General features: G+C 45.0%; 24 protein-coding genes. 10 read left to right on the plus strand and 14 right to left on the minus strand.

Annotated features, from left to right (window positions below; all coding sequences use genetic code 11):
• Nucleotides 1-26: 26 nt before the first annotated feature.
• From ABEW32_RS02050 to ABEW32_RS02060, 3 genes are all read right to left on the minus strand, one after another.
• Nucleotides 27-1,805, minus strand: a complete 1,779-nt coding sequence (locus tag ABEW32_RS02050) for a sensor histidine kinase (RefSeq protein ID WP_430184240.1) — start codon at nt 1,803-1,805, stop codon at nt 27-29.
• A complete protein-coding gene (locus ABEW32_RS02055) occupies nt 1,802-3,433 on the minus strand; it encodes a response regulator transcription factor (protein ID WP_430184242.1) in 1,632 nt (543 codons plus the stop codon). The genes ABEW32_RS02050 and ABEW32_RS02055 overlap by 4 nt, the downstream gene beginning before the upstream one ends.
• A 358-nt stretch (nt 3,434-3,791) precedes the next feature.
• Entirely contained in the window at nt 3,792-4,133 is a 342-nt protein-coding gene (locus ABEW32_RS02060; RefSeq protein ID WP_430184244.1) for a cupin domain-containing protein, read from the minus strand.
• Nucleotides 4,134-4,346: 213 nt separating this feature from the next.
• Here ABEW32_RS02060 and ABEW32_RS02065 point away from each other — a divergent pair, with 213 nt between their 5' ends.
• From ABEW32_RS02065 to ABEW32_RS02080, 4 genes are read left to right on the plus strand one after another with little or no spacing between them, the layout of a single operon-like run.
• Nucleotides 4,347-5,582 (plus strand): FprA family A-type flavoprotein, encoded by a 1,236-nt coding sequence (locus ABEW32_RS02065; RefSeq protein ID WP_430184246.1) that lies wholly within the window; start codon nt 4,347-4,349, stop codon nt 5,580-5,582.
• A gap of 36 nt (nt 5,583-5,618) precedes the next feature.
• On the plus strand, nt 5,619-6,812 hold the full coding sequence (locus ABEW32_RS02070; RefSeq protein ID WP_430184248.1) for an NAD(P)/FAD-dependent oxidoreductase: 1,194 nt from the start codon (nt 5,619-5,621) through the stop codon (nt 6,810-6,812).
• A gap of 2 nt (nt 6,813-6,814) precedes the next feature.
• Nucleotides 6,815-6,985, plus strand: a complete 171-nt coding sequence (gene rd / locus ABEW32_RS02075) for a rubredoxin (protein WP_430184250.1) — start codon at nt 6,815-6,817, stop codon at nt 6,983-6,985.
• 60 nt (nt 6,986-7,045) lie between these two features.
• On the plus strand, nt 7,046-7,750 hold the full coding sequence (locus ABEW32_RS02080) for a Crp/Fnr family transcriptional regulator (protein ID WP_430184664.1): 705 nt from the start codon (nt 7,046-7,048) through the stop codon (nt 7,748-7,750).
• A 98-nt stretch (nt 7,751-7,848) separates the two neighbouring features.
• Here ABEW32_RS02080 and ABEW32_RS02085 read toward each other — a convergent pair whose 3' ends face one another.
• The 4 genes from ABEW32_RS02085 to ABEW32_RS02100 form a co-directional block, all read right to left on the minus strand.
• Complete coding sequence (locus ABEW32_RS02085; RefSeq protein WP_430184666.1) at nt 7,849-9,459, minus strand: glycosyltransferase 87 family protein; 1,611 nt, start codon at nt 9,457-9,459, stop codon at nt 7,849-7,851.
• 268 nt (nt 9,460-9,727) lie between these two features.
• Nucleotides 9,728-10,441: an MBL fold metallo-hydrolase gene (locus ABEW32_RS02090; RefSeq protein ID WP_430184252.1), complete on the minus strand. Its 714-nt coding sequence runs from the start codon at nt 10,439-10,441 to the stop codon at nt 9,728-9,730.
• A 189-nt stretch (nt 10,442-10,630) separates the two neighbouring features.
• Nucleotides 10,631-11,269 carry an SDR family oxidoreductase gene (locus tag ABEW32_RS02095; protein WP_430184254.1) on the minus strand — a complete coding sequence of 213 codons (639 nt, stop codon included), beginning with the start codon at nt 11,267-11,269 and terminating at the stop codon, nt 10,631-10,633.
• An 89-nt stretch (nt 11,270-11,358) separates the two neighbouring features.
• Nucleotides 11,359-11,973, minus strand: coding sequence for a TetR/AcrR family transcriptional regulator (locus tag ABEW32_RS02100; RefSeq protein WP_430184256.1), 615 nt, complete (start codon nt 11,971-11,973; stop codon nt 11,359-11,361).
• A 242-nt stretch (nt 11,974-12,215) separates the two neighbouring features.
• Here ABEW32_RS02100 and ABEW32_RS02105 point away from each other — a divergent pair, with 242 nt between their 5' ends.
• The 5 genes from ABEW32_RS02105 (at nt 12,216) to ABEW32_RS02125 (ending at nt 15,764) form a co-directional block, all read left to right on the plus strand.
• Nucleotides 12,216-12,956, plus strand: a complete 741-nt coding sequence (locus ABEW32_RS02105; protein ID WP_430184258.1) for an ABC transporter ATP-binding protein — start codon at nt 12,216-12,218, stop codon at nt 12,954-12,956.
• Complete coding sequence (locus ABEW32_RS02110; RefSeq protein WP_430184260.1) at nt 12,953-13,714, plus strand: ABC transporter permease; 762 nt, start codon at nt 12,953-12,955, stop codon at nt 13,712-13,714. The genes ABEW32_RS02105 and ABEW32_RS02110 overlap by 4 nt, the downstream gene beginning before the upstream one ends.
• 134 nt (nt 13,715-13,848) lie before the next feature.
• On the plus strand, nt 13,849-14,196 hold the full coding sequence (locus tag ABEW32_RS02115) for a KGG domain-containing protein (RefSeq protein WP_430184262.1): 348 nt from the start codon (nt 13,849-13,851) through the stop codon (nt 14,194-14,196).
• A gap of 281 nt (nt 14,197-14,477) precedes the next feature.
• Nucleotides 14,478-14,774 carry a hypothetical protein gene (locus ABEW32_RS02120; RefSeq protein WP_430184264.1) on the plus strand — a complete coding sequence of 99 codons (297 nt, stop codon included), beginning with the start codon at nt 14,478-14,480 and terminating at the stop codon, nt 14,772-14,774.
• Nucleotides 14,775-14,861: 87 nt separating this feature from the next.
• On the plus strand, nt 14,862-15,764 hold the full coding sequence (locus ABEW32_RS02125) for a helix-turn-helix domain-containing protein (protein ID WP_430184266.1): 903 nt from the start codon (nt 14,862-14,864) through the stop codon (nt 15,762-15,764).
• Between the two features lie 330 nt (nt 15,765-16,094).
• Here ABEW32_RS02125 and ABEW32_RS02130 read toward each other — a convergent pair whose 3' ends face one another.
• From ABEW32_RS02130 to ABEW32_RS02160, 7 genes are all read right to left on the minus strand, one after another.
• Nucleotides 16,095-16,598, minus strand: coding sequence for a hypothetical protein (locus ABEW32_RS02130; protein ID WP_430184268.1), 504 nt, complete (start codon nt 16,596-16,598; stop codon nt 16,095-16,097).
• Nucleotides 16,595-17,152 (minus strand): copper amine oxidase N-terminal domain-containing protein, encoded by a 558-nt coding sequence (locus ABEW32_RS02135; RefSeq protein ID WP_430184270.1) that lies wholly within the window; start codon nt 17,150-17,152, stop codon nt 16,595-16,597. The genes ABEW32_RS02130 and ABEW32_RS02135 overlap by 4 nt, the downstream gene beginning before the upstream one ends.
• A gap of 564 nt (nt 17,153-17,716) precedes the next feature.
• Nucleotides 17,717-18,223, minus strand: coding sequence for a hypothetical protein (locus tag ABEW32_RS02140; protein ID WP_430184272.1), 507 nt, complete (start codon nt 18,221-18,223; stop codon nt 17,717-17,719).
• A 99-nt stretch (nt 18,224-18,322) separates the two neighbouring features.
• A complete protein-coding gene (locus ABEW32_RS02145; RefSeq protein WP_430184274.1) occupies nt 18,323-19,153 on the minus strand; it encodes a hypothetical protein in 831 nt (276 codons plus the stop codon).
• Between the two features lie 1,007 nt (nt 19,154-20,160).
• Nucleotides 20,161-20,574: an Lrp/AsnC family transcriptional regulator gene (locus tag ABEW32_RS02150; RefSeq protein WP_430184668.1), complete on the minus strand. Its 414-nt coding sequence runs from the start codon at nt 20,572-20,574 to the stop codon at nt 20,161-20,163.
• 151 nt (nt 20,575-20,725) lie between these two features.
• Nucleotides 20,726-21,433 carry an SDR family oxidoreductase gene (locus tag ABEW32_RS02155; RefSeq protein WP_430184276.1) on the minus strand — a complete coding sequence of 236 codons (708 nt, stop codon included), beginning with the start codon at nt 21,431-21,433 and terminating at the stop codon, nt 20,726-20,728.
• 59 nt (nt 21,434-21,492) lie between these two features.
• Entirely contained in the window at nt 21,493-22,437 is a 945-nt protein-coding gene (locus tag ABEW32_RS02160) for an AraC family transcriptional regulator (RefSeq protein WP_430184278.1), read from the minus strand.
• A gap of 166 nt (nt 22,438-22,603) precedes the next feature.
• On the opposite strand from ABEW32_RS02160, the gene ABEW32_RS02165 reads away from it, so the two are divergent.
• Nucleotides 22,604-24,802 carry a glycoside hydrolase family 52 protein gene (locus tag ABEW32_RS02165; RefSeq protein ID WP_430184280.1) on the plus strand — a complete coding sequence of 733 codons (2,199 nt, stop codon included), beginning with the start codon at nt 22,604-22,606 and terminating at the stop codon, nt 24,800-24,802.
• Nucleotides 24,803-24,829: the final 27 nt, after the last annotated feature.

Genomic DNA, 24,829 nt, shown 5'->3' on the forward strand with positions numbered 1-24,829 from the left:
TCTGTTCATCTGCTAATCTGGGGATGTTATTTAGGAAACGATGACCCTAGATCCGCAGGAATCATTATATGGATCTCCGTACCTTCGCCGGGTGCACTGCGAATGGCGAGCTCAAAGCGGTCCCCGTAGTAAAGTTTTAGACGATAGATGACATTTTGCAGACCTATACGCTCACCCATCTCTTCCCTCCTTTGCATGTAACCATATAAGCGCTGCACCTGTTCCGCAGACATGCCAACCCCATTATCCCGAACCGTTAGCAGCAAACGTCCTTCCTCACACTCAAAAAGGATTTCAATGCGTCCCCCATGCTTTAGCGGCTCAATGCCGTGGATGCTTGCATTTTCAACCAGCGTCAGTACGACCATTTTGGGAATCAGCTTGTCCAAGTCTTCAGAGCGCGCCTGTACATCGTACTGTATTCGCTCGCCAAAGCGGTATTGTTGAATTTCCAGAAAACAACGAATCAACTCCAGTTCTTCCCGCAAAGTAACCCGATCCTTGTTCCACACCAGCGAATTTCGGAAAATTCTTGCCATATTATGAATAATGCGGGCTGTCTCATCCTCATTTTTCATCAGGCTCCGCATGCGAATCGTCTCCAGTGCATTGAATAGAAAATGGGGGTTGATCTGGCTGTGAAGTGCATTCAACTGGGCATGTCTGCGCTGAATCTCCAGATTTTTCCGCTGAATATCGGCCATATAGACATCGTTAATCAGTCGTTTAATTCTCAGCGTCATCCGATTAAATTCTTCTGTGAGCTGTCCGATTTCATCACGAGACTCCGTACCCGGAATGAGTTCAAAATGCTGGTTTTTCACCTTTTTCACATATTTCAGAATACGATGAAGCCGCACATTCAGCGAACGTGTAATCCAGATAATGATCAAGGTGGGCAGCAGCATATTCACGCAGGTTAACAAAAGCACAAAATCGCGAGGCTCCTGCATTTCATACAGCACTTCATCTCTTGGCACCGCAGCCACAATGCTCCAGCCATTCAGATTATTCGTAAGCACATAATTAGTCTTGAACTCCATCGTGTTCTCAGGCTGCTTGAGCGTGCTATAGGCCACGCTCTTACGGTTTATATCAACCTTGGGGTCATTTGTATATTCGATTTCCCCCCGTTCGTTAAGCAAAAAGAGGCTTCCTTGCAAATTAAGATTATTGAAAATTTCCCGAATAGACGACATTCGCAGCTCTATCTTCAATATTTTTTCACGACCGCTTGGGGAATAAAAATAGTTCATTCGTCGAATCAGACTGAAAGGGTGCGTCTGCTCGTCGGCACTGTCCTCGGTACGGACAAATATAGGCTTGGACTGGCGTCCAGGCGGGATCTTGCTGTACCAGGGGAAGCTCTTGACCCTCTCATCTATAAGGCTAATTCCCCCGGAATCCATTAACGTTGGATTATCTATATAGATCGTAATTCCACCTACGGATTGGTACACAGGGCTGTAAGTATTGTTTAAGATACGACGTAAATAAGAGTCATAAACAGCAATATAATCAGCAGGGTGGGGATATGTTTCTTCCAACACCTCATTAAGTCGATAATCCGTATAAAAGATAGACGAGATTTCCATCGCATCTTCAAACTCACGATAAAATTCGATTTTAATTTGTTCCAGTGCGCGCGTAATATCCTGAATACGCTGTTCCTTCACATTTTGCGAGGTTACATGGTAAAAGATCAGGTTAGTCAGCACTATAGGTGTAAAAACACAGAGGAAATAAAGCAACAGCATTTTGTCTCGCAGCCGTATATGGTCCAGGACTGTTCTCAGTTTCTTCATTTCCCGGACCTCTCAGGCTCGTGCCCAGCACTCAAGCTATTGCGGTATTCACTTGGCGTGACGTGCGCCATCTTTTCAAATTGAGTCACAAAATAGTCTGAACTGCCAAAGCCTACGCGCTCCGCAATCTCGTAAACACGCAGGTCCGTCTGCCGCAGCAGACGTTTTGCCTCCTGAATGCGTAATTTCAGCAGGAATTCATTAAAGTACACACCGTATGTTTTTCTGAACAACTGACCGAGGTATACCGGATTCATGTAAAAGAGAGCTGCAATGCTTTTCAGGCTTATGTTCTCGGCAGCATGCTGCTCAATGTAAGCACGGATCTGTTGGATTCCTCCCTGCTGACATTCCTTGCGCAGCGTCCTAATATATTTTCCACTTTCTTCGGCAAAGGATGTAAACAAGCGCCGCAGTTCACCGAGCGACAGATTCATATCCTGCCAATTTATCATCGGTTCCAGTGATTGAAGCGAAAGCTCATTTCCCTGCATGTTTTGAATGACCCGCACGATACTAAGAACGCATTGATGCAGACTCATTTTCATAGCCTCAGGAGCATAATGTTCTTCCCGAAAGCTACTAAATAAACAATTTATGGTCGCATGCAGCTCTTCCAGTCGGAATTCCTCTACCTGCTCTGTCAAATGATCCAGTACGTCCTGACAAATGGCCCTATTGTGGAGGGATGGCATTTCCTCCTGCAGATTGACGACAATACCGCTATGTTCATGAATGTATTTATGGAGCACCGCTTCCTTCGCACTGGCATAGGATTGCTGGATATCCCGCAACTGCTCCACAGCACTTCCCGCATACACGAACACCCGACTTCCCGACCGCTCTCTTAGTGAATCCATCCCCTCTATCTCTCGTTGTAGCGCTTTCATAAAAACTTCTACCTTGGTTTCAAAACACTCTAAAAAAAAGTCTGGTACGATCAGACCAACCCGGTTACGATGCTCATGGACATAGAGAGGGTACTTGCCGTCCATTAAACGATGAAGCGCTTGCTCTATAAGCTCCCTGAATTGGAAAAGCGATAGCATAACACTATCGTCACCGGAGCGCCAAGGATGCTGGTCGTTCAGTTCGACAAGCACATAGTACATATAAGTGGCTTCTTCAAGTCGCAGCTGCTGCTCCCATTGTGTCACCACTGTATCATCCACCGGGTTCATCATCAGCGTCTCTAGCAGTCCGCCTGTAAGGTGGTTCTGATATCGCTGCGCGTTCTGTTGTTCATGGTGCAATCTTTCACTCAGCTTGCGCAGTGTAGCCGAAAAGTCCTCATCATCAACTGGCTTGAGTATAAAATCATGTACTCCATAGCGGAGTGCCTGCTGTGCATAAGCAAAATCACTGTAACCGCTCATGATAATAAAAGCAGGATGTTGGCTACTCCATTCGAGTACAGTTCGAATCAGTTCTAATCCGTCCAGCACAGGCATACGAATATCGGTAATGATCAAGTCGGGATGAATATGGCTGATTAGCTCCAGTGCGTCCTCACCGTTATCAGCTTCTCCTACGATTTCAAAGCCACAGGTCTCCCAATCCACAAGTTGAATCAGCCCTTTGCGGGTAAATATTTCATCATCCACAACAACGGCTCGATGCAGCTTCATAACCTGCTTCCTCCTTTCGATGAAACGCCAATTTATTCGGATTGAATATTCCACATGACTCCAGCAATTTGTAATGCGAAAGCATCGTAAATTGAAAATTGCCATTATAATTAATCCTATGACGAACGGGGCGTGGGCCTTGCATGATATATCAGCTGGAGAAAAATGGCCTTTGCAACGTATTGTGGCACTTCGAGAGAAATTTGTACAGACGAGATTTCATCATAAGGTTGTTGAAAAGCGTGAATACCATTGCCTCTTTGGGATGTACTCTCCAATAAAAAAGCCGCTTGGTCATTTAAACCAAGCGGCTTTTTTATGTCTGGATTGTGTTTTCTCTTCTTGTCATTACTATACTTTATATATTTTGCGCATAGTTTTCACTTGGTGTTTTGGTTAATACCACATGCAGGCTGGAATTCGCCTCCGCACCACCTCGATAGGAAAAATGCTCATCTCCAGTAATATGGATCATATCCCCTTGGACAACTTCCGTTTGTTCACCATTCACAGTAACTGTACCGTTGCCTTCAAGAACGAGCAAATATACATTCGCCCCTGGATGATTATGTGTTGGCAGTTCAGCATGAGGGGTGAAGTTGAGAATAAAAATGACATTGTCGGCTTCCTTATGCACAATTCGTTTTGTAAATGCAGCTTTTTTATATTCTTGAAATTGAATGAGGTTTGATTTTTTCATGTAGATTCACTCTCCTGTTTGTAATTGGATTGGGCCTATATAGTCTTATTGTATTTGATTATTACGCTCGTCTTGTGATTGCGATCACAAACATAAATTTAAGTCATAAATACTTTGAAATATTCAAAAATTTGATTTCAATCATCTTTTTGATTATCACATCCAACTAGAATCGAATTGTTAGACAAACCAAAACAACAGGAGGCTGTTCCTATGAAACCAGGATTTAAGCTGGCAAAGGATATTTATTGGGTAGGAAAAATCGATAATCGTGAGGTACCCTTTCATCGGCTTACCCTATCTAAGGGTACAACCTATAATGCATATTTACTGAAGACTGGAAAACCAACCATTATAGATACCGTAGATATGGCATTCGGTAGAGAATTTGCCGAAGCTGTAGCGGAATTGATCGACCCGTTGGATATTCAATATATAATCGTCAATCACACGGAACCGGATCACTCCGGCGGGTTAGCGGCACTTGCTTCCAAGGCAGCAAACGCCACCATTGTCTGCACTGAGATTGCCGTTCCAGAAATTCAGCAGATGTACAAGCTCCAGCATCGGAACTTCCTCGTCATCAAGGACGGAGATCAACTGGATATTGGAGGCAAGACACTGCTATTCAGGGAAACGCCTTACCTTCATACAGAGGAAACCATGATTACGTATTGCGTGGAAGATAAAATCTTGTTCCCTTGCGATATTTTCAGCACACACGTAGCTATAGAGCATCTATTTGCCGATGAGGCCGGTTTTGATATTACCGAGGACTTTATCGGATACTACCAGGCTATTATTCATCCACACCGCAGATATGTGCGTACATTAATTGAAGCTGTATCTGATTTGGATATTAACATGATTGCCCCTTCCCACGGCTTCGCGATCCGACATGACATTGACAAATTTATTGATTTGTACGCTTCCATGAGCACTGAAACCAAGGATGATAGAAAAGTAGCGATTGTTTATGCCACCTTAAAAAATAATACTAAAAAAATGGCAAACATCCTGAAAGACTGCTTTTTGGATAATCAAATCAAGGTGGAGCTATGGGATGTAGATAAGGCAGATGAAACCGAGATATTAAATAGTATTGCCACAGCGGACGCTGTTTTTGTCGGTAGCTCTACCAAATATGCCGACATGACAGGCAAATTGGAAGATCTGCTGCAACAAATGCAAAAGATGAATCTGGAAGGTAAGCTGGCTGCTGCCTTTGGTTCCTATGGCTGGAGCGGTGAAGCCATTGAAGTCGTACAAGATTACTTGAACGGTACCAATATGAAAGTCCAAAGCACTTCAGATGTAATCAAGTCAACGGGTATGACGCATGTGGAATTCCCGGTACGCATTCGCTTCTCTCCTACAGAAGATGAAAAAGTGAAAAAAATAAAAAATGCCGCTGAATTTGTCTCAGATCTGCTGCTCAGTGTTATTTGAGCAAAGAAAGCTTAGAAGAAATAGGAGAGATGCCGAATGGATAACCAACATTACGTTATAATCGGAGGCGGCGTGGCCGCTATCAACGCGGCAAAAGCAATTAGAGATCATGATGAGCTAGCCGAAATTTCAATTTACGGGGAAGAATCCTCCCTTCCGTATAACAGAGTCAAGCTTTCCAAGGCGCTATTTACTGACTTGCACAGCGACAAAATCCTGATCAAAAAGGAAAAATGGTTTGCCAATCAACGGATTCATCTTTATTCCGGGATAAAAATCACTGCGATCCATGTAGCGGACTCCACCATTGAAACAGTTAACGGTCAAATTGTTGCTTATGACAAGCTGCTGCTGTGTACAGGAGCCCATAACCGTAAGCTGGTGCTGGACGGGGCTTCACTAAGGAACGTTCACAATGTTCGGTTCCGGCAAGATGCAGACAGACTTAAAGCGGAATTGCGAGAGGGAGACCGGATATGTATCATCGGGGGCGGTATTCAGGGTGTAGAAACCGCCTGGTCCTTCCAGCAAGCCGGATATGCCGTCACCATTCTGGAAGCCTCGCACCGGCTCATGCCCCGCCAGCTAGATGAAAAGGCATCCGCCATTTTGACCCGCCGAGTTATCGAACAGGGCACCCAGGTATACCTTGGACAAGGCGTAAAGCGTATTACAGGCACAGAGCATGTAGAGGGCCTAGAGCTACAGAACGGCACTGCTATTCCCTGCGAGCATGTCGTGTACTCTATCGGAATTGTACCTAATACGGAGCTTGCCCGCCAAATCGGCCTTGAAATTGGACAAGGCATTCAGGTGAATGCGCAGATGGAGACCAGCTTCCCTAATATATACGCAGCAGGTGATGTAGCCGAGTTCCACAATAGAGTAGATGGATTATGGGAAAGTGCTATGGAGCAAGGGAAAATAGCAGGCACTACTATGGCGGGCGCCTCTGCAGCTTACCAACGTCCCATCCCTGCCACCCTGTCCAACAGCTATGAATGCCCCTTGTTTTCCATTGGTCTGGTAGACGAACAGGAATGCGACACTAGCCTGACCTGTGGAAATCAAGGTTCTTATACACGTATGTTCATACAAAATGGCTCTATCTGTGGCGTGATTGGCTTCGGAGATGCCCTCGCCTCACTTCCATATAAAGCAGCCATTACCCAAGGACTCAGTCCAGATGCACCAGAGCTTACAAAAATTTTGGATGACAAGGAGAACTAAAGATGAAAAAATATGTATGTCAGCCCTGTGGATACGTTTATGATCCTGCCGTAGGTGACCCTGATGAAGACGTGATGCCAGGTACAGCGTTCGAGGACCTTCCGGAAGACTGGGTTTGTCCCGTCTGCGGTGAGGATCAAAGCCATTTCGCCCCTATTGATGATACAGAATAACAAGAGCACGGAGTATTTTTTAGTTTCCGGTTAGGAATGGAGTGAATGAATGTGAATGAGATGTCCTGCCCCTGCCAGTGCGAACAGGAGCCCTGTGCCCGCAAAGTGCCTATCTTTTCCTCTTTGTCCTGCGAAGATTTGTGCAAGGTTAGCTCTATGATCCGGCACCGAAAATATCAGAAAGGCGAGGCCTTGATTGTCGAGGAACAGGCATCGGATACGCTGTACATTATTAAAAGCGGGCATGTCAAGCTGCTGAAGACGACACCTCAGGGCAAAGAACAAATTCTGCACATTCTGACCACTGGCGACTTTTTTGGCGAGTTGAATATATTTAATAACGATGAGCTGAGTAATTTTAGTGCATATGCCCTAAAGGATACGGATATTTGCATGCTCACCAAGGATGATATGGAGGAGTTGATCCGCAACAATCCCGATATCTCTTTGAGGCTGCTTAAAACGATTACCAAACGCTTGGCACATACTGAAAACCTGGCTCAAAGCCTGGCTACCAAAGACCCGGAAATCCGTATTGCCTACATGATTCTCGAACTCGGACATAAATACGGCAAGCCGGATGGCTCCTATATTAAAATAAATCTCCCCCTCTCACGCGAGGAAATGGCTAATTATGTGGGTGTCACACGTGAAACCATCAGTCGCAAATTCGGCAAATTTGAACAGTTGGGGATTATTCATACCAAGGGTACACGAGAGATTACCATCTGCGATGTACAGAAACTGAACGAATATATGGATTAAATAAAAAACCGCTTCTTTGAGCTTATGGCTTGTGGCGACTTGGCCACTTCCCATTTGCCAAAGAGCGGTTTCTTTTGTTCATTACATTTTGCAATCGGCTATTTCTCCATCGTTGTGTTCACACCTTGGGATGACGCTCCCCATGTTAATTGCTCCGATGGAAGCTCCGGGAGAACCATGTCCTTGGGAAGCGCAGCCTGATTTGTAGCCGGTCTGGAGCAATCCCACACTACCTTGACCAAATATACAAACAACAATACATTTAGCAATGATGTCACACACAAAATAATACCGTAATGATCCTGAGAATTGGAGCTATAGAAAATATCAAAGGTGTTCAGGAAAATCGTAAGACTGAATCCACCCGCAAGCCACAAAAATCTGCGATCTCGCAAATACAGATACGCCAGTACAGCTAACGCCGCCGCAGGGAATAAGTACCGTTCATGCATGCTGGAAGCGAAGGTAAATACACCTGCAATGAGTACCAGTGCAGCTGCTGCTGCAAATTGTGGCTTCCGACTGCGGATATACATCCACCATGTAAACAGAGTCACCAGCACAATGCAGATCATACCCCATGTATGGTAACTGAACACGAACAGCGTTGTAGTATCTTGCGTATAATTGCCACCAATGAGTGCGAAGAAGTTATACGCGTTCACCGAAGCATACGGATATTCGCCAACTGTCCCCTTGTATAAATCAAGCAGCCATAATGGCTCCTGCCCCCATGAAAATGGCAATATGACCAAAATAGTTGTCACAACGGCGCCGCCAATGGATAACAGCCAAGGCTGTATTTTGCGCTGTCTCAGCAGCTCGAAGAACAGAACCGGCCCATAAATAATGCCCTGTGGCTTCATCAATACCGCTATCGTAAACAATACAGCGGACCAGCCGATCCGGTTCTCCACCAGCAGCACAATCATGCCTACAATCAGCATGGTAAAGAATGAATCTACCTGTCCCCAGAAGGTCGAATTGATAAATACAGCCGGATTAAACACGTAGAATATAGCTAGTCCGAGGCTCACTCCATAGCCGACCCGTTTGCTTGCCAACCGGTACAGCATGTACGCTGTCACGATATCCGCTAATATATTCGGAAGCCGCAGCAGTACGGACATATAAGGACTAAATGCATCCGTAGAGCCTATTTTGCCGATCACATATAAAATATAAATATAGAACGGTGGATAGTCACTGGAACCATTCGTGTAAAAGCCTGACAAGCTATTCGCTGCTGTCGTAGCCCAGTTTCGGAATAGCATTAAGTCCATGTGACCCGAGATCCATGGGGCGATCGCCATTCTTAAAAAGAACCCCGCACCCAACACAGTCCACAGCATCAGCCCCCGGTTACGTTCCCCAAGCTTCCATTCTTGAGCCCGAAAACGGTAAGCAATAAACACGAATGCGCCGAAGAATAAAGCGGCGAAAATCGCCATCGGAGTAGCATAGGCAGATGAAGAATTTCCATTTCTTCCACCCCCCATACCACCGCCAGGACCTCCCATGCCCATTCCAGATCCTTTACCGGACATACCACCGGGACCTCTATGCTGTCCGTCTCTAGCAACACCACTGCCGCCCGATGCAGACGCATCATTCCCGGCCGTTGTGCCTTTGTCACCTGATATCGATGGATTCTCAGTAGAGGAGTTGGTCGTCTGACCGTCAGAGGAACGTTGCCCCGGCCCCCCCATACCTCCGCCTGGTCCTCCTCCAAACCCGCCGGATGAACCTTGCCTAACTGCCGCAGACTGAGACGCGGAACTACCTGAGTAACTCCATAACGACACGATACTAACGGCAGCACACAATATGAGACTAAATAGAAGTATATATTTCAGACCGTTCGTTTTCCAAACGTTCAAATCCGATGCACCTCTCTCTGTTTCTATTTTCCTCATATTGTATCTGCCTTAGCTTAGGACTTTGTGAGTTCTGGCTGAATGTTGGCTGAATACGTAATCAACGCACTGAACATTGCTGCTCCATCTCCATAATCGCTCTTTCCAGCTGAGATTGTGGATGCTTCAGCAGGTTGCCATGACCGGCTGCTAATAAAGACGGATTATAAGACGCCAGTTTTTTGGCGCTTGCCAGCGAAATTTCCTTGTCCCAGGTAGCTAGTGCCGGAAAAGGAAACAGCGGCTTGAGCCTTCCTGCCACCGCAACACCGCCCCGAGTCTGGAAGGCATCACCTGCAATTAACGCACGGGTACGGGTATCCAAAAATCCCATCGAGCCTGGCGTATGTCCCGGTGCGCTGATTGCCAGCAGCGAGCCCACGTTATCTCCATCCTCCAATAAAATGTCAGGTTGGGTAAGGATATTCTTCGGCACGCTGCCTCGAATAGGAGTATTCGGTTCGCCTGCCTCCAACGATACATCCCCCTTCAGTAGCCGAGCATCCCGCCTTGAGATGAATACTTGCGCCTCAGGATATTTTGCCTTTAGCTTATCCAACGCACCTACATGATCCCCATGCGCGTGGGTAAGTACAATTCGTATAATCGGCTGTCCAATCTGCGCCGCAGCCTGTTTAATACCCTGAGCACTGTATGGCAATCCGGCATCAATCAGAGTAAGCCCCTCCTTTTCCTCCACCAAATAACAGTTCACTGGGAACAGCCGGGGCATAAACGTCAATTGATACAGGTGCTGCACCTGAACGATACGCATTTTATCTCATCTCCTCGTTTTGATTATAAACTAATTATGTTAGTATTATAAGTAATATGATTAGTTTTAGGCAAATTTCTCTCGTATATACTCGTGGGAACGTTATACAAAAAGCAAAAGGCAGACCCGGAATTTACCTCTGGGTCTGCCTTTATCTATATTATGCATATGCCGTTCAATTCATCAGTTCTACCGGATGGCCTCAGCAATAGGCGTACTGCCGGACACCAAATCAATCGCCCGCTGATACGTCTGCTTTTCTTCCAGCACTGCCACCACCGTTGCCGCTACATCTTCACGTGAGATGGTATGGCTGGTGAGATCTTCACCAGTAGCAACCCTGCCAGTACCAGCGTCATCTGTCAGCCCACCGGGGCGAAGAATCGTGTAGTCCAGATTGCTCGCTTCCAGCAAGCGGTCTGCATAATGCTTTGCCACGTAATATGGCTTAATCGATTCGGGCCATTGCTCCCGGTTCTCCGCATGTAAAGCGCTGACCATAATGAAGCGCCGGATACCCGCTTGTTCAGCGGCTTCCATCGCCTTGACTGCTCCATCAAGGTCGATGAGCAGTGTTTTATCCGCTCCTGTTTTGCCGCCGGAGCCTGCCGTGAACACGACAGCATCGCTGCCTTTTATAGCTGCGGCAATCTCACCCACCGTCCCTTCAAGGTCAACTACTACCGTTTCTGCCCCCAAACGTTCAAGCGCTTCGGCCTGATCCGGTTGGCGGATCAACGCCTTTATGCGATGCGCTTCATGTTGCCCCAGTAGGCGAACGAGATGTCTGCCTACTTTTCCATTGGCACCAATCACCAGTACGTTCACTCATATCCCTCCTGTATATATGGCCTCTTGTCTACAGTATACTGATATATTTTACCCGTTGAGTCTAGGATGCAATCATATGAGTAAAATCAGGATGAACCCAAGTCTTTGTCTGAATGCTCTACCTTTCGCTTGTGCTGAAGCACGCGAAGACCTGCACAAAAGGTGTCCATCATCACTTCAATACTACGGTCCACATCCACTGGTAAACCAAAACCGCCCTTTTGTTCAAGCGAGGCAAAGCCATGCAGAAGACTACGGAACCCTCTCGCTGCATGAATGCAATCTGCCTCGTTGAAGCCGTAGCCACTGGATAGCACGGTAATGACGAGCTCCGCTACGCGATCCGCTGCATGTCTCAGCTCGGTATCATTTCGGTCGGTTGCATACAGCATCGCCTCATACAAGCCAGGCCGCTCGCGCGCATACTGCATATACGCTCTCCCCATAGCTGTCAGCGCTTCTTCGCCTGCTCTGCCTACCGCTGCACTCTTCAAAGCCTCCTCCAACTTTTCGAGGCTATGTAAAGCCAGCACTTGACGTAATCCGTTCAATCCGTCCACGTGGTTGTACAAAGATGGAGGGCGAATATGCAGCTTTTGCGCCAACGTAGTGAGCGTGACATCTCCCATCCCTCGTTCATTGGCAATATCCTCGGCAGCCTTCAGGATATCTTGTAGCTTTACTCCATGTCTAGGTGACATCATCCTGTCCCCTTTCGTTGAATTCTATGTAAGGTGGTTTTCGTATACATACACAGACTGCATTCTTATTTTATCTTAACTAATCATGTTAGTTTATACAAAGAAAGTACCGTTTGCAACAGCTCCAACCCCCGGATTTTTTTAAGAGAAGAGCCTATAGGATATTACTGATATAATACAAAGAGATTATAGAGCGGATCTGATATCTTTTCCGATTCCCTGCAAAGGAGCTAACTATATCTATGGAACCCAAGCCACTTCCAGCTATTGAGTTTAATCATGTCACCAAATATTTCACCGGATCGGGACAACAACGTGCTGTCCTCAACGGAATTACGGCAAAGGTCCCCCGCGGAAAAATCACGACACTGGTCGGCCCGTCAGGGTCTGGTAAAAGCACATTGCTTTCACTGTGCAATCTTTTGCTAACATCGGATGAAGGAGAAATCAGCGTCCTCGGCACGCCTATTAACGAGTGGGAGATCCCTGAACTGAGACGAAAGGTAGCATTGGTTTTTCAAGATGCTCCCATGCTTCAGGGGACGGTCCTCTACAATCTCCAGGCCGTAGAGAGGCTACATGGTACGGCACTGGAAAACCCGGTTGGCCTGTTAGAGCGCGTAGGACTTACCCGTGACCTGCTGGAACAGAAGGCGCAGGAGCTGTCCGGTGGACAAAGACAGCGCCTGGCCTTGGCGCGGACGCTCGCGAACCGCCCGGATATTTTACTACTGGATGAGATTACTTCTGCACTGGACCCCGCCTCAGTCAAAGAGGTTGAGGAACTGCTGCTTCAAATGAACAAAGAAGAGGGAACAACGATGATCTGGATTACGCACCATATGGAACAAGCCCGCAGGGTAGGCCACGAAACATGGCTGATGATCAACGGAAGACTGGTAGAACAGGCGGATACGGAGACGTTTTTTAATGCTCCACAACATAGTGAAACTCGCAAGTTTGTAGCAGGAGAATGGCTATGACGATTGTTGCCCTGATTCTTTCTCTTGGTTTTGTATTCATCGCCATCGTCATGTCCAAGTCCTTCAAGCTCGGTCTGGACCGAGACATTATTATTGCTACGATCAGAGCCTCCGTCCAGCTCCTGGCGATTGGATACGTGTTACATTTGATTTTTGGGATGCAAAGCTACGGATTTATCGTATTATTCATTCTGCTCATGATCACTGTAGCCTCTCAAAATGTTGCACGCAAAGGACGTTTTATCCCCCGGCTCATGTGGAAGACATTCCTGACGTTGCTATGTGTGGAAATCGTTACACAGGCATTCCTGATTAGCCTGCATATCATTCCGGCGACAGCCCGATATATGATTCCGATTAGCGGCATGATCATAGGCAGCTCCATGATTTTGTCCAGCCTGCTGGTATCACGGCTCAAATCAGAAGTTCTGCTGCGCAAGCCTGAAATCATGCTCATTCTCGCACTGGGAGGAACACCACGACAAGCCATCTTCCCTATACTGAAAAATTGCATACGTTCCAGCATGATTCCAACCATTGAGGGACAAAAAACATTGGGGCTTGTTCAGCTTCCCGGCATGATGACCGGACAAATCATCGCAGGCGCCAATCCGATTGTGGCTGTACGCTTGCAATTGCTCATCGTATTCACTACCATGACCTCGGCTATTTTGACCAGTGTGCTGCTTAGCCTGCTTATTTATCCGACATTATTTACCCGCCAGCAGCAACTGCGCACAGAGTCCTGGGAAGTCTGATGGAGACGGTTATAACCAATTATTTACCAGTCATTTTCCACTTATCGAATAAAATAGACATGTTTAATTCCTGACATGAGGGTTAATAGATACACGTAGACGCTTTACTAAAATTCGATGAGGAGTGATTGAACATGGCTAACAACAACCAAAATGGCAAAATGAGTCGCGAAGAGGCAGGACGTTTAGGTGGAGAAGCTACTGCTAAAAATCACGACAAAGAATTTTACCAAGAGATCGGCGAAAAAGGTGGCGAGGCCACTTCCAAAAGTCATGGCAAGGACTTCTATCAGGAAATTGGTGAAAAAGGTGGCGAAGCCACTTCCAAAAACCATGGCAAGGAGTTCTACCAGGAAATCGGTAGCAAGGGCGGTGAAGCCCGTGGCAATTCAGACCAAAGTGATAGCGACGGGAAAATGAGCAGGGAAGAAGCAGGCCGCAAAGGCGGCGAAGCTCGCGCTCGTCAGCGTAAAAATAACTAACGATAGATCAGGATATGTTGTCGGTGCGATTGCAATGTAAGGCACAGACTGCATACGGTTCTGAAGTATAATGAACGTTTATGTTATAAAAGCCTACCTGCCGGTGTTCCGGTAGGTAGGCTTTTTGTGTGAAAGCTACTTCCATCATCCGACCATACATCTTACAATATACATATACAGGATAAATAACCAGCTATACATATTTTCTTACAAATGAAAGGGTTGATTTGTCAGATTCTTTTCTCATGTCATTTTATTACATGGATTATGGAGGTGCACGAATGTTGATTACAAAGAATAGAACGGCTGCATCTATTTTAAGCGTTATATTTTTCTCACTGATTTTTAGTTGGCTTTATTTTCACTCAGGAAGTCACCATGCTGAAACTGCTAAATTAGTTAAAATTACAGACGATTACTTAGTTATACAGAGAGATGCTTCTAACGGTGGTAAATATAAAGAATTATATTTTTCCTCAAAGTCTGTCATCCCTCCGCTGGCTATAGGAAAACACTATTATTTCGTATCTGATCAAAGGTTCTTTCAACACCCATATATCTGTTATGTAGAGGAGTAACAGAACGAGACAAAAGTATACATGCAACTCAAATCAAATACTCCTGCATTCCGGCTGTTAAGATGGAGTCGAAAGGAGAGAGCCCTCGTGTACGAATGGAACGAAATGGTCCAGCTTATGATTGATTGGATTGATAATAATCTTACTTCAGCACCATCGTTGTTGAGAATGTCCGACCAGTTAGGCTATTCCCCTTATTACTGTACAAAGCAATTTCACTCTCTGACAGGAATGACGTTGAGGGATTATGTGTGGATGCGCAGGATTAGCCGGGCAGCCCTTGAACTCCGGGATAGCAATGTCCGCATCCTCGATGTTGCCATAAAGTATGGGTTTTCTTCACAGGAAGCTTTTACACGAGCATTTGTAAAAGCGTTCGAGGTAACTCCGGCTGTATACCGGAAGGAGCCCCGTCCTATTCCCTTAGCCATTCGCGTTGAGGTGTTCTCTCCTTATCATTACCATTTGAAGGAGCGGGATAAGATGGTTAAAGAACATTTACAAGAAGCTGAAGTCAAAATCGAGCATATACCAGCACACAAATTTATTGGGATCTGGGATATCTCTTCTCGAAACTACGGTGGTTTTTGGAGAAATGGTCATAATTGTGATGAAATTTGTGGGACCCTGGAAAGCATGTCTCACCTTAAGCTTCCCGGACAATTGGGTCAGACCGCAGGCTGGTTCTATCAGCATGGTCAGAAGGGCTATCTGTATGGAATACCAGTTGCTGCTGACTACACTGGAGAGATTCCAGTAGGTATGGAGTGCCGGAACATCCCCGAATCAGATTATCTGGTGTTTTTCCATCCACCCTTTAACTATTTAAAAAACAATGGAGATGTTATGAGCGTAGTGGAGGAAAAAGCTTGGAGCTTTGATCCACGCAGTATGGGGTATGAATGGGATGAGGAAACGAAGCAGGATTATCAAAGACATTTCCCTGAGGGATACGGCTACGCAGTGTTACGTCCTGTAAAAGAAGTGTAGTAAAAAATCCCTAGAAGCCGCCACGATCTCAGGATGCTGATAATCGTCTCGCGGCTTCTTTTTTAAAGGAATGGAGGCATAGGCTATGAAATCCTTTCGTTTTTGGCTGGTCCTAGTCTCTTGTGTAGTTATTGCTGTAAATCTTACAGGGTACGACGACTATAATATACTATTGGCTATGATTAGCCCGTTGGTTTGGATGTATGAATTCTTTCAATTTGTGCGAAAAGCACATATCCCTATAGCCGTTGTATACTTTACTACGATAGGTTTCTGGTATCTCATTGGATACACTATTGATCGTTTGATTAGAAAATCAAAAAATTAAAATCAATTAAAATGATCTTCTAACGCATCATCTACCTTCTCAGGCTCGTACTCAACTGTTTTATAGTCAGGTGAAGAAGGGATCATATTGACCACAACATTCCTCATTTGTAGCTTGTACTTTCCTTCTTCAAAAACAAGAATATGCTTAATAGGAGGTAACTCCATATCCTCATACTTCGTTATCGAAGAAACAACAATTCTAGAAGGATCAGAATCATCCACGGACATGATACGATAATCAATCGGTGCCCCTTGGGCTTTTAGAAAATTAAGTCGTGCCTGCTCTGTTTTAAAACGATAGTCATCAGACAGTGAAAGCATCTTATCGTAGTCGCGATTCATAGAAGCGTTCATATATTCTGAAAATGTAGAGACAGCAGTCTCTTTGGGCTTATCGGGAAGTTTATAAAGTTCCTTATCTCTTCCAAAACCAGCAGCAGCTATGGTCAAAATTCCTCCAAGGACAACCAAGCAAGCTAACTTCTTACGTAGTGCACTCTTCAATGAAGAAAACCTCCCTCGCTAAAGATTCCATCATCTACTTCCAGTCCTGTACAGTGTTGTCGTCTTTCAGCATAAGTCAATTTTTTGCTTAGATATGGCTTGGTAATGTTTATATGTATAGTCTCATTTCTTAGGGTACTATCTACAGTTGCCCCCATAACCTCTGAAACCCATCTGAGAGGCACCATCACGCGATTAGGCGATTCTGGCATAACAGGCACACTAGGCATTATTTTTTCTATATCATTTACATAAGCTACTTTACTTCCGATAGTCAGACGTACAATTTCACCATGATCAGAAAAGATTGTAACCTCCTGCTTTTCTCTATTCCAGCTTACACTTTCGCCCAAACTCTCGGATACAAATCTAATAGGAACATACGTTGTATTGGTTGCTCGTTCAATATAAGGATTTGCATCAGATGTGACTTCAACATTGTTTACTGTAAGGACAAGATTGTACAGATATTTAGGAAGTGCAGCGTGTGCTTGATCTACGGTTACAAAGAAAATCACCGCAAAGAGTATAGTATGAACTGCTTTCTTCAACATGTAATATCTCCTTTTTCAAGTAGAAACGAATTTATGAAACTCTTTTAAATTTTGTAAGAGGAATGCTTTTGTGAAATTAGCCCTTAGCTGCCTCACATCAAGACTTAAAAAATACACACACAACAAAGACGAATCCACAAATAACGATGATATCCTAAATAGAATCAGACAGATTGGGGCTATGACTTTGTAAGGATATAGGTGAGGAAGAACAATTAGCGCGGCAGAGCGGCCATGTTTAGCGAATTATCTCTGAATTCCTCCAAACGTCTCATCAATTCCGTCATCTCTTTTAGTAGAAAATCATTACTCGCCACTGTTTTTATGACATTCAATAACTTCGAGAGAGGATTGGCAAAACTCAGCAAATAAATTGCAGTGATTCGCCTACATGAGCACATAATTTATGGTTGGATATCCTTAGAGATATACAGTACGGCATGCTTGGCAGCGAGAATGCTTTGAACTTTAACCCTAACAGTCTGAGATGCGAAAGAGATGAAGGAACAAGCAGGATTGCCAACGGTATTTCCCTGAAGATTCCCTGTTAGTTTTAGTTTCAAATTACATATCAAAAGATAAAAAATATATTTTATTATCCTCTAAGTTGATAACACTAATTATCACATTATTATAACTAAAATCATAAACATCACTACCCATAATTAAACCATTCGTTCGACTATTTCTAATCGTGTAGTAACCCTTGGTTACTTTCAAAGGTAAAAGCTCAGCTATTTTTTCACTTGTGATGCCTTTGATTTTTTCCATTAATGGACCACTTAACTCTGTAGGTAACGGTAGTTTAGACCAAGAATTCAATTTTTCTCTTCTGATTAATTCCTTCATCTCTTCAGAGTTAGTTTGATAAATATACAAACGATATCCATCCCCAAGTGCTCCATAGGATTCATCACTAAACCAGATACTGGTCTCTTCGGGTAATTGAATTCCTAACTTATCGTAAAGCCACTCTACTTCTTTATTCTTTTTTGAAAAAAAAACATAAAACAATCCGACCAAAATCAGCACGGAAATCAATGAAAATATGATCAGCTTTTTATTTCTCACATTTAACGTCCCCTAGCTAAATAATTCATGCACCATTCGCTTATAGAATGGTGCATTTATATCAACCTTTTTGATCATTCTATTAATTAACTGAACGATCTAGAACCTCATTACTACAGTATAGGGCACAATAACACCCAATGTCTGCGCCAAATACATTGTATTTACAGCAGTCCCAGCTATACCATTATACTCAGGATTAACATCATAATCATATCTATCTGTGATTGTAATACTTCCATTTTTCCAGCTATAATTATATTTATGAAGAGCATAATATAAATCATTATCTTTAGTCGTCGATCCTTTGGAGAAAGTCGCACTGCCCGAGCCAGAAGGTCCCGATACTTGTACTTTATTTCTCAATCTTGCGTATTCTGATGTTCCATATGTTTGACCAGCGAAATAAGGAGTGTATTGACCTCCAGTGGATCCGTCTTTCGCATATGTTAACAATTCGGCCGCTAAATAATATTGCCGGACATTGAAATAAGCAATCACTGTGCTCACTGCTGGAGATAGTACCGGATCTTGAACACCAGATTTTGAAAACTCCCCTTCACTTATTTTCCCCTGAGAAAGATAATTTTCGTACTCTGCAATATTTTTAGCATAACTTTGAATTAAATCTGTTAACTGAACCTTACCCTCAGGACTCGTTTCTTTGTCTAAAAGCGATTCCAGTCTTGCTTTCTCTTTCTCCAATTCTTTCAATACACTCGTGCCCTGACTCTCCATGTATTTTTCAACTGAATCTATATTTTCCGTCAATTTTTTTTGAACCTGGGCATTAGATAATTGGTTTGATACAGTACTGTTATCAATGTCTTGATTAGCATATTCCTGAGCACCTACTTGTGCAATTCCCGTTGTTGCAAATAATAAGAAAGCACAACCTACAATAAAAGGTTTGATCATCATATTCTTCATCTTAACTTCCTCCATATTATCTAGAATAATTGCATGTAGGACACGGCTCCATTGGAAGAGCAAACCGTGAACTGTCATCAATAGCATAATCGCATTTCAACGTTTCCATAGTTCCAATGGAAGGGCAGTTACTATAATACATACCCCTTTACTGAATGCAACCGTCAGCGGATATTCGGTTAGTACCAAGAAAAGCATGAAACTGTTTTTCATCCCATCTTTCCTTTTACACAATGAAACTGTTGATAAGAAAACTAGTCTTTTTCCATTCCAACCCTCCCTCAATATGCCTTTTTTATAGATACTTATGTAAAAAAACAAAGAAGATATATTTAATGTATCATTTTTCAATATATTAGTAAAGTTTGGTTATTTTGTTTTATGTCTTACAATATCATAGTCATCTCACTTCGTTTTGTTAGCTGTCCGAGTATCGAAAGTAAAAGAAGAACAATATTAAGCATTTATCAAAGTAGAAAATGCAGAATATAAACGGATCCAATCAGGGCTTTCATTTTAAAACAATATTGAATTTAAAAAATTCCATAGTGCTCCCAATCTAATGGAATAAATAAACTTAGTTGAAACATTAAAAAATCGGTAACGTGAAGCAAAAGAAAACCTGCATTTAAGCTGGCCAAGAATAGAACAGTTGAGACTTAGTTTATTGAATTTGGGGTGTATTTGAAACAAGCGGTATGGAGAAGTATACAGAGGTAATTTGTAGCAATACGGTACGGTTGAATAGCTAACGTATCTCAGATCTCTACTGTTATGTACAAACCAAATGGGGATAGTGATCGCAGCTCCCTACCATCAAAAAGACTCCCATACAAAAGAACGAATCAGCCGACCTGAAAAGTTACCGAAATCTAGAATTGTTCATTCAGATGCACTCGGCGCAAGACGTTATTACTATACCAAAATAGCTTCTGCAACTCAAAGACGCGCATCTCAACTTAAAAAGTTCTTGTAATACGGCAGTTCAGCCAAGCCACGGTGATGTTCTAAATAGAATCAGGCAGATTAGGGCTTATATCTTTGTAGGGTATAGGCGAAGAAAGAACAATCAACGTGGTAGAGCGGCCATGTTTGCCGCATTCATCTCTAAATTCCTCCAAACGGCTCATCGATTCCGTCATCACTTTTAGCAGAAAATTATATTCGCCGCTCATTTTATGACATTCAATAACTTCGGGAGCGGATTGGCAAAACTCAATAAATAAATTGCAGTGATTCGCCTGCATGAGCACATGAGCCATGATAGACTTTCCCATTTTCTCAGGTGAAACCATGGCCCGATATCCTATAATCATGCCTTTATCCTCCATGCGCCGCACTCGTTCTGTTACAGCTAGCTGAGAAAGTCCAACCTCCTTGCCCAGCTCAGTCATGGAAATGTGGACCTGATTTTGCAGTATCTATAGTATTTTATAATCCACTCGATCCATTCACTACATCTCCTTAAACACAAGATCTTAATTCATTTATAGAGTAAAAAAGAAAACCAGTCCAACACATTGTAAGCGTGTATTGGCCTGGTGGACGTGTACACGTGGGCTTCCAGACAAATTAGATCAGCGTATAACCGCCATCCGGGAATAGCACGCTTCCGGTGGTGAACTTGTTGGTCATCAGGTATAACACAGTATGTGCGATTTCCTCATTATACCCCACTCGCCGTAGCAAGGTTACTTCCTTGTATTCCTCAAAAGCCTGCGCCCGCTGTTCCCCCTCGGGGCCGTCCCGCCAGATCGTGCCGGGAGACACCACGTTGACACGTACTGGAGCCAACTCCACCGCCAACGCCTTGCCCAAACTTTCAATCGCACCGTTAGCCGCTCCATATGTAGCGCCAAACCCCATCGGCCGTTGACTGAAGGCTCCGGACATGAGAACGATTGAGCCATCCTTGGAGATATGCGGTACCGCATGCTTGGCAGCAAAATACTGCGGCCAAAATTTCCCCTCAAACGGAGTCTTCGCCTTTTCAGTATCTATGGTGATCGGACCACGTGTATAGCTCGCACCCGGAGTAAACAAATGATCAAAGGCGCCGACCTTTTCAAAAAACGCCTGTACTTCCTCTTCCTTTTGATTATTCAATTGAAAGGTCTCTACCGCTTCAGTAGGAATGACCTTTTTCGCGTACTCCAGCTTTTCTGCAGAACGACCGGCGATTACGATACTCGCTCCTTGTTTTGCTGCTTCTATGGCTGTTGCCAGCCCTATCCCTGCACTGCCGCCAATCACGACAACACGTTGATTATGTAAATTCATATTATTATCATCTCCTTTATAAGGATTGTATCATAACTATTTTATAAGCATACATATTTTTATTCGGGTAAACTTTCAGGGGCTATACTCTTGCGGTAGGATGTCGGCGACTGACTGGACCAGCGTTTGAATTGCCTGCTGAAATGTGCAATATCCCCATAGCCGAGCAAATCGGCAATTTGCTGCACCGACCATTGCGGATCAGCCAGCAGCAGCTTGGCCTCATGCAAGACAAGCTCGGATAAATACACCCGAGGAGATACGCCAAAAACACTACGGAATACACGATTACAATGAGAAACGCTAATACCCAGCTCAGATGAAATCCCCTCGATCCCATCCTGTTTATCCGCCGAGCCGGCTTGCCTATAAGGCTGATTAACTCTAGCCTGAAGTCGACTGGCAATCTGATGGGCAAGCTCTGCCTGCACATATCCACGCCCAGGCAGATGAGCGGCTTCACTGGATACCGCCTCCCACAACGTTGCGAACAGTTCAAATACAGCAGATTGAATTCGCATACGCTTGGCCACTGAATCACTGTTTTTACCCATGTCTTCAAACGCAGATAGGTCAAGTAGCTTGTCTAGCGCTGGTCCCATCTGTCTCGCTACCGTGCCATCTGCTCGAAAAAGAACTTGCTCCAAACGACTCAGTAACGAAAGAAACAATTTGTCATCAATGTCGAAATGCATGCAAAAATACGTAAACCCCTCTCCGTTGCTACGGCTGGAGTGGACAATTCCTGGGCGCAAAAGCATCAGATCCCCCTGTCGCTGAATATAGCTGCGACCATCCACAATCATGATCTGCTCTCCCGCAAGCACGATATTAATTTCATATTGCGGATGTTCATGTGGCGGATAACTCCACTCTCTTCCGACCCTTCGCGTATGAATGGCAAACAGATTGACCGTAGTCCGCACATCGGGAAAAAAGAATTCCTCCCCGGCGTCCGTAAGGTCTGGATCATGGGGACGCTTCGGTAAACGTGGTGACGACATGTTCTCCCTCCTGGCTTACTTACATCGATATACTCCAGTATATCGTTTTCAGCGCGATTTGGATAAATAGTTGAGCGATTTGACAATGGTTCCTCAGCACCTGCCATGCTAGGCTCTAATTGGAGTTAGTCAAAGTTACAATTTATCATGAAAGGGGTTTCAATATATGTCGAAAAATATATTTTATAACACGCAGCATGCACCTATCGGTTCATTCTCCAGTTTTACACTTGGGTTTAAGGGCAATGGTGGCGGACTCGGCCTGGAACTGGGTAAGCCTGCTGATGAAAATGTATACATTGGACTTCAATCTAGGGATAGCGGATCATTTGAGGCGCTTCCCTTTTTCACATCCATACAGGATGAAAGCACTCGCTACGATGTGGAGAAAAAGGATAAAAAAATGGAGCCTCTGCTCGTTCCCTTTGCCGATCAGGACATCACCCGTGAGCTAAAAGCAGGAACAGATACATGGCAGGCAGGCGATTTGACGTTCCGGCTGTACTCTCCCGTTCGCCCGGTGCCCGAGCCGGAAATTGCGAGCATAGATGAGCTACGGGCAGCGTTGGTTCCGGCAGTCTTTGCTGAGCTGACGATTGATAATACACAGGGTGCTGCTGCACGGAGAGCCTTTTTCGGCTACCAGGGCAGTGATCCGTATAGTGGCATACGCATTATAGGAGAAGATCCACGCAGGGACGCTATGGATTCTACCCGATTGAAGGAAAGACTCACAGGCATCGGCCAAGGACGAAGCACAGCTATTGTGACCAACAGCAGCGAAGCGGTACCTGCCAGCGGGTTTGCAATGGAGAAGCTGCTTGGGGAGACCATGGCCGATAACTTATCCTTTGGCCTGGGCACAACGGGTGCGCTCCTGATGGACGTTCCCGCAGGAGAGAAGCGCACGTATGCCTTCGCTATATGCTTTTATCGTGGCGGCATTGTGACAACAGGCATTGAAGCATCGTATTACTACACCCGACTGTTCAAGGATATCGAAGACGTGGGAAGCTATGCTCTGAAGCATTTTACCGACCTGACCGCAGCCTGTGTTCAGGCCAATCGCTGGATCGAATCGGCGAGCTTGAGTCTGGATCAGGAATTCATGCTCGCTCAGGCCATTCACAGCTATTACGGCAGCACCCAATTGCTCAGTGAGCAAGAGGATGGCGAACCGATCTGGATTGTGAACGAAGGCGAGTACCGAATGATGAATACACTCGATCTGACGGCAGATCAGCTTTATTATGAATTGATTTTGAATCCATGGACGGTGCGCAACGAGTTGGAGTGGTTTGTCCAACGGTACAGCTATCGGGATGAAGTACGCTTTCCGGGAGAGGAACAGACCTATCCCGGTGGGATCACATTTACGCATGATATGGGCGTGGCCAATGTGTTCTCCCGGCAAGGGTATTCCTGTTATGAGCTGGCAGGAATTGACGACTGCTTCTCTTACATGAGCCACGAGGAGCTGGTGAACTGGCTTTGCTGCGCCACGGTATATATCGAACAGACACAGGATCAGTCATTTACAACACGTATGCTGCCTGTCTTGTGCGACTGCTTCGAAAGCATGCTACGGCGGGATCATCCAGACCCAGCGCAACGAAACGGCTTAATGGGCCTGGACAGCTCAAGAACCCAGGGAGGCGCAGAAATTACCACTTACGATAGTCTGGATGTATCCCTGGGTCAATCCCGCAATAACATTTATTTAGGCAGCAAATGCTGGGCGGTATATGTTGCGCTGGAAAAGATATTTGCCTCAAAGGGGCTTAACTCCCTCTCGCAGGAAGCTGGCTCGCAGGCAGACAAATGCGCAGCATCGATCACCGCTCATATGACAGACAAGGGCTATATTCCCGCAGTCATTAAGGAAGGCAACGACTCGCAAATTATTCCTGCCATTGAGGGGCTGATCTTCCCCTATTTTACAGGATGTGAGGATGCGCTTAAGAGTGATGGGCGGTTCGGTGGATATATTCAGGCACTTCGAAGCCATTTGCAAACCGTACTGGTACCAGGAGTATGTCTATTTGAAGATGGAGGCTGGAAGCTATCCTCGACCAGTAACAACTCCTGGTTGAGCAAAATCTATCTGTCACAGTTTATTGCTCGTGAGCTGCTGGAGCTGCCTTGGCAGGAAGCGGGGCAGGCGGCTGACGCTGCCCATGTCTCATGGCTCCTCCATCCTGAAGAATCCTATTGGTGTTGGAGCGACCAGATGCTCTCCGGCATTGCCCACGGCAGCAAATATTACCCACGCGGGGTTACCGCTATTTTGTGGCTGTATGAAGGCAAAGGGAATCGCCTGACCCTCCCTCAGCATATGAGTCAAGATGAGAAGCAGCATGCCTGAAATGAATGAACCTCACTCGTCCAAAGG

It is taken from the genome of Paenibacillus jamilae (assembly GCF_050482105.1).
Lineage (GTDB): Bacteria > Bacillota > Bacilli > Paenibacillales > Paenibacillaceae > Paenibacillus > Paenibacillus jamilae_B.

Excerpts from the sequence above, each read along its gene's own strand:
- ABEW32_RS02050 (WP_430184240.1), bottom strand. The coding sequence starts at position 1,805 with ATGAAGAAACTGAGAACAGTCCTGGACCATATACGGCTGCGAGACAAA.
- ABEW32_RS02055 (WP_430184242.1), bottom strand. The coding sequence starts at position 3,433 with ATGAAGCTGCATCGAGCCGTTGTTGTGGATGATGAAATATTTACCCGC.
- ABEW32_RS02060 (WP_430184244.1), bottom strand. The coding sequence starts at position 4,133 with ATGAAAAAATCAAACCTCATTCAATTTCAAGAATATAAAAAAGCTGCA.
- ABEW32_RS02065 (WP_430184246.1), top strand. The coding sequence starts at position 4,347 with ATGAAACCAGGATTTAAGCTGGCAAAGGATATTTATTGGGTAGGAAAA.
- ABEW32_RS02070 (WP_430184248.1), top strand. The coding sequence starts at position 5,619 with ATGGATAACCAACATTACGTTATAATCGGAGGCGGCGTGGCCGCTATC.
- rd (WP_430184250.1), top strand. The coding sequence starts at position 6,815 with ATGAAAAAATATGTATGTCAGCCCTGTGGATACGTTTATGATCCTGCC.
- ABEW32_RS02080 (WP_430184664.1), top strand. The coding sequence starts at position 7,046 with ATGTCCTGCCCCTGCCAGTGCGAACAGGAGCCCTGTGCCCGCAAAGTG.
- ABEW32_RS02085 (WP_430184666.1), bottom strand. The coding sequence starts at position 9,459 with ATGGGGGGGCCGGGGCAACGTTCCTCTGACGGTCAGACGACCAACTCC.
- ABEW32_RS02090 (WP_430184252.1), bottom strand. The coding sequence starts at position 10,441 with ATGCGTATCGTTCAGGTGCAGCACCTGTATCAATTGACGTTTATGCCC.
- ABEW32_RS02100 (WP_430184256.1), bottom strand. The coding sequence starts at position 11,973 with ATGTCACCTAGACATGGAGTAAAGCTACAAGATATCCTGAAGGCTGCC.
- ABEW32_RS02105 (WP_430184258.1), top strand. The coding sequence starts at position 12,216 with ATGGAACCCAAGCCACTTCCAGCTATTGAGTTTAATCATGTCACCAAA.
- ABEW32_RS02110 (WP_430184260.1), top strand. The coding sequence starts at position 12,953 with ATGACGATTGTTGCCCTGATTCTTTCTCTTGGTTTTGTATTCATCGCC.
- ABEW32_RS02115 (WP_430184262.1), top strand. The coding sequence starts at position 13,849 with ATGGCTAACAACAACCAAAATGGCAAAATGAGTCGCGAAGAGGCAGGA.
- ABEW32_RS02120 (WP_430184264.1), top strand. The coding sequence starts at position 14,478 with ATGTTGATTACAAAGAATAGAACGGCTGCATCTATTTTAAGCGTTATA.
- ABEW32_RS02135 (WP_430184270.1), bottom strand. The coding sequence starts at position 17,152 with ATGTTGAAGAAAGCAGTTCATACTATACTCTTTGCGGTGATTTTCTTT.
- ABEW32_RS02145 (WP_430184274.1), bottom strand. The coding sequence starts at position 19,153 with ATGAAGAATATGATGATCAAACCTTTTATTGTAGGTTGTGCTTTCTTA.
- ABEW32_RS02155 (WP_430184276.1), bottom strand. The coding sequence starts at position 21,433 with ATGAATTTACATAATCAACGTGTTGTCGTGATTGGCGGCAGTGCAGGG.
- ABEW32_RS02160 (WP_430184278.1), bottom strand. The coding sequence starts at position 22,437 with ATGTCGTCACCACGTTTACCGAAGCGTCCCCATGATCCAGACCTTACG.
- ABEW32_RS02165 (WP_430184280.1), top strand. The coding sequence starts at position 22,604 with ATGTCGAAAAATATATTTTATAACACGCAGCATGCACCTATCGGTTCA.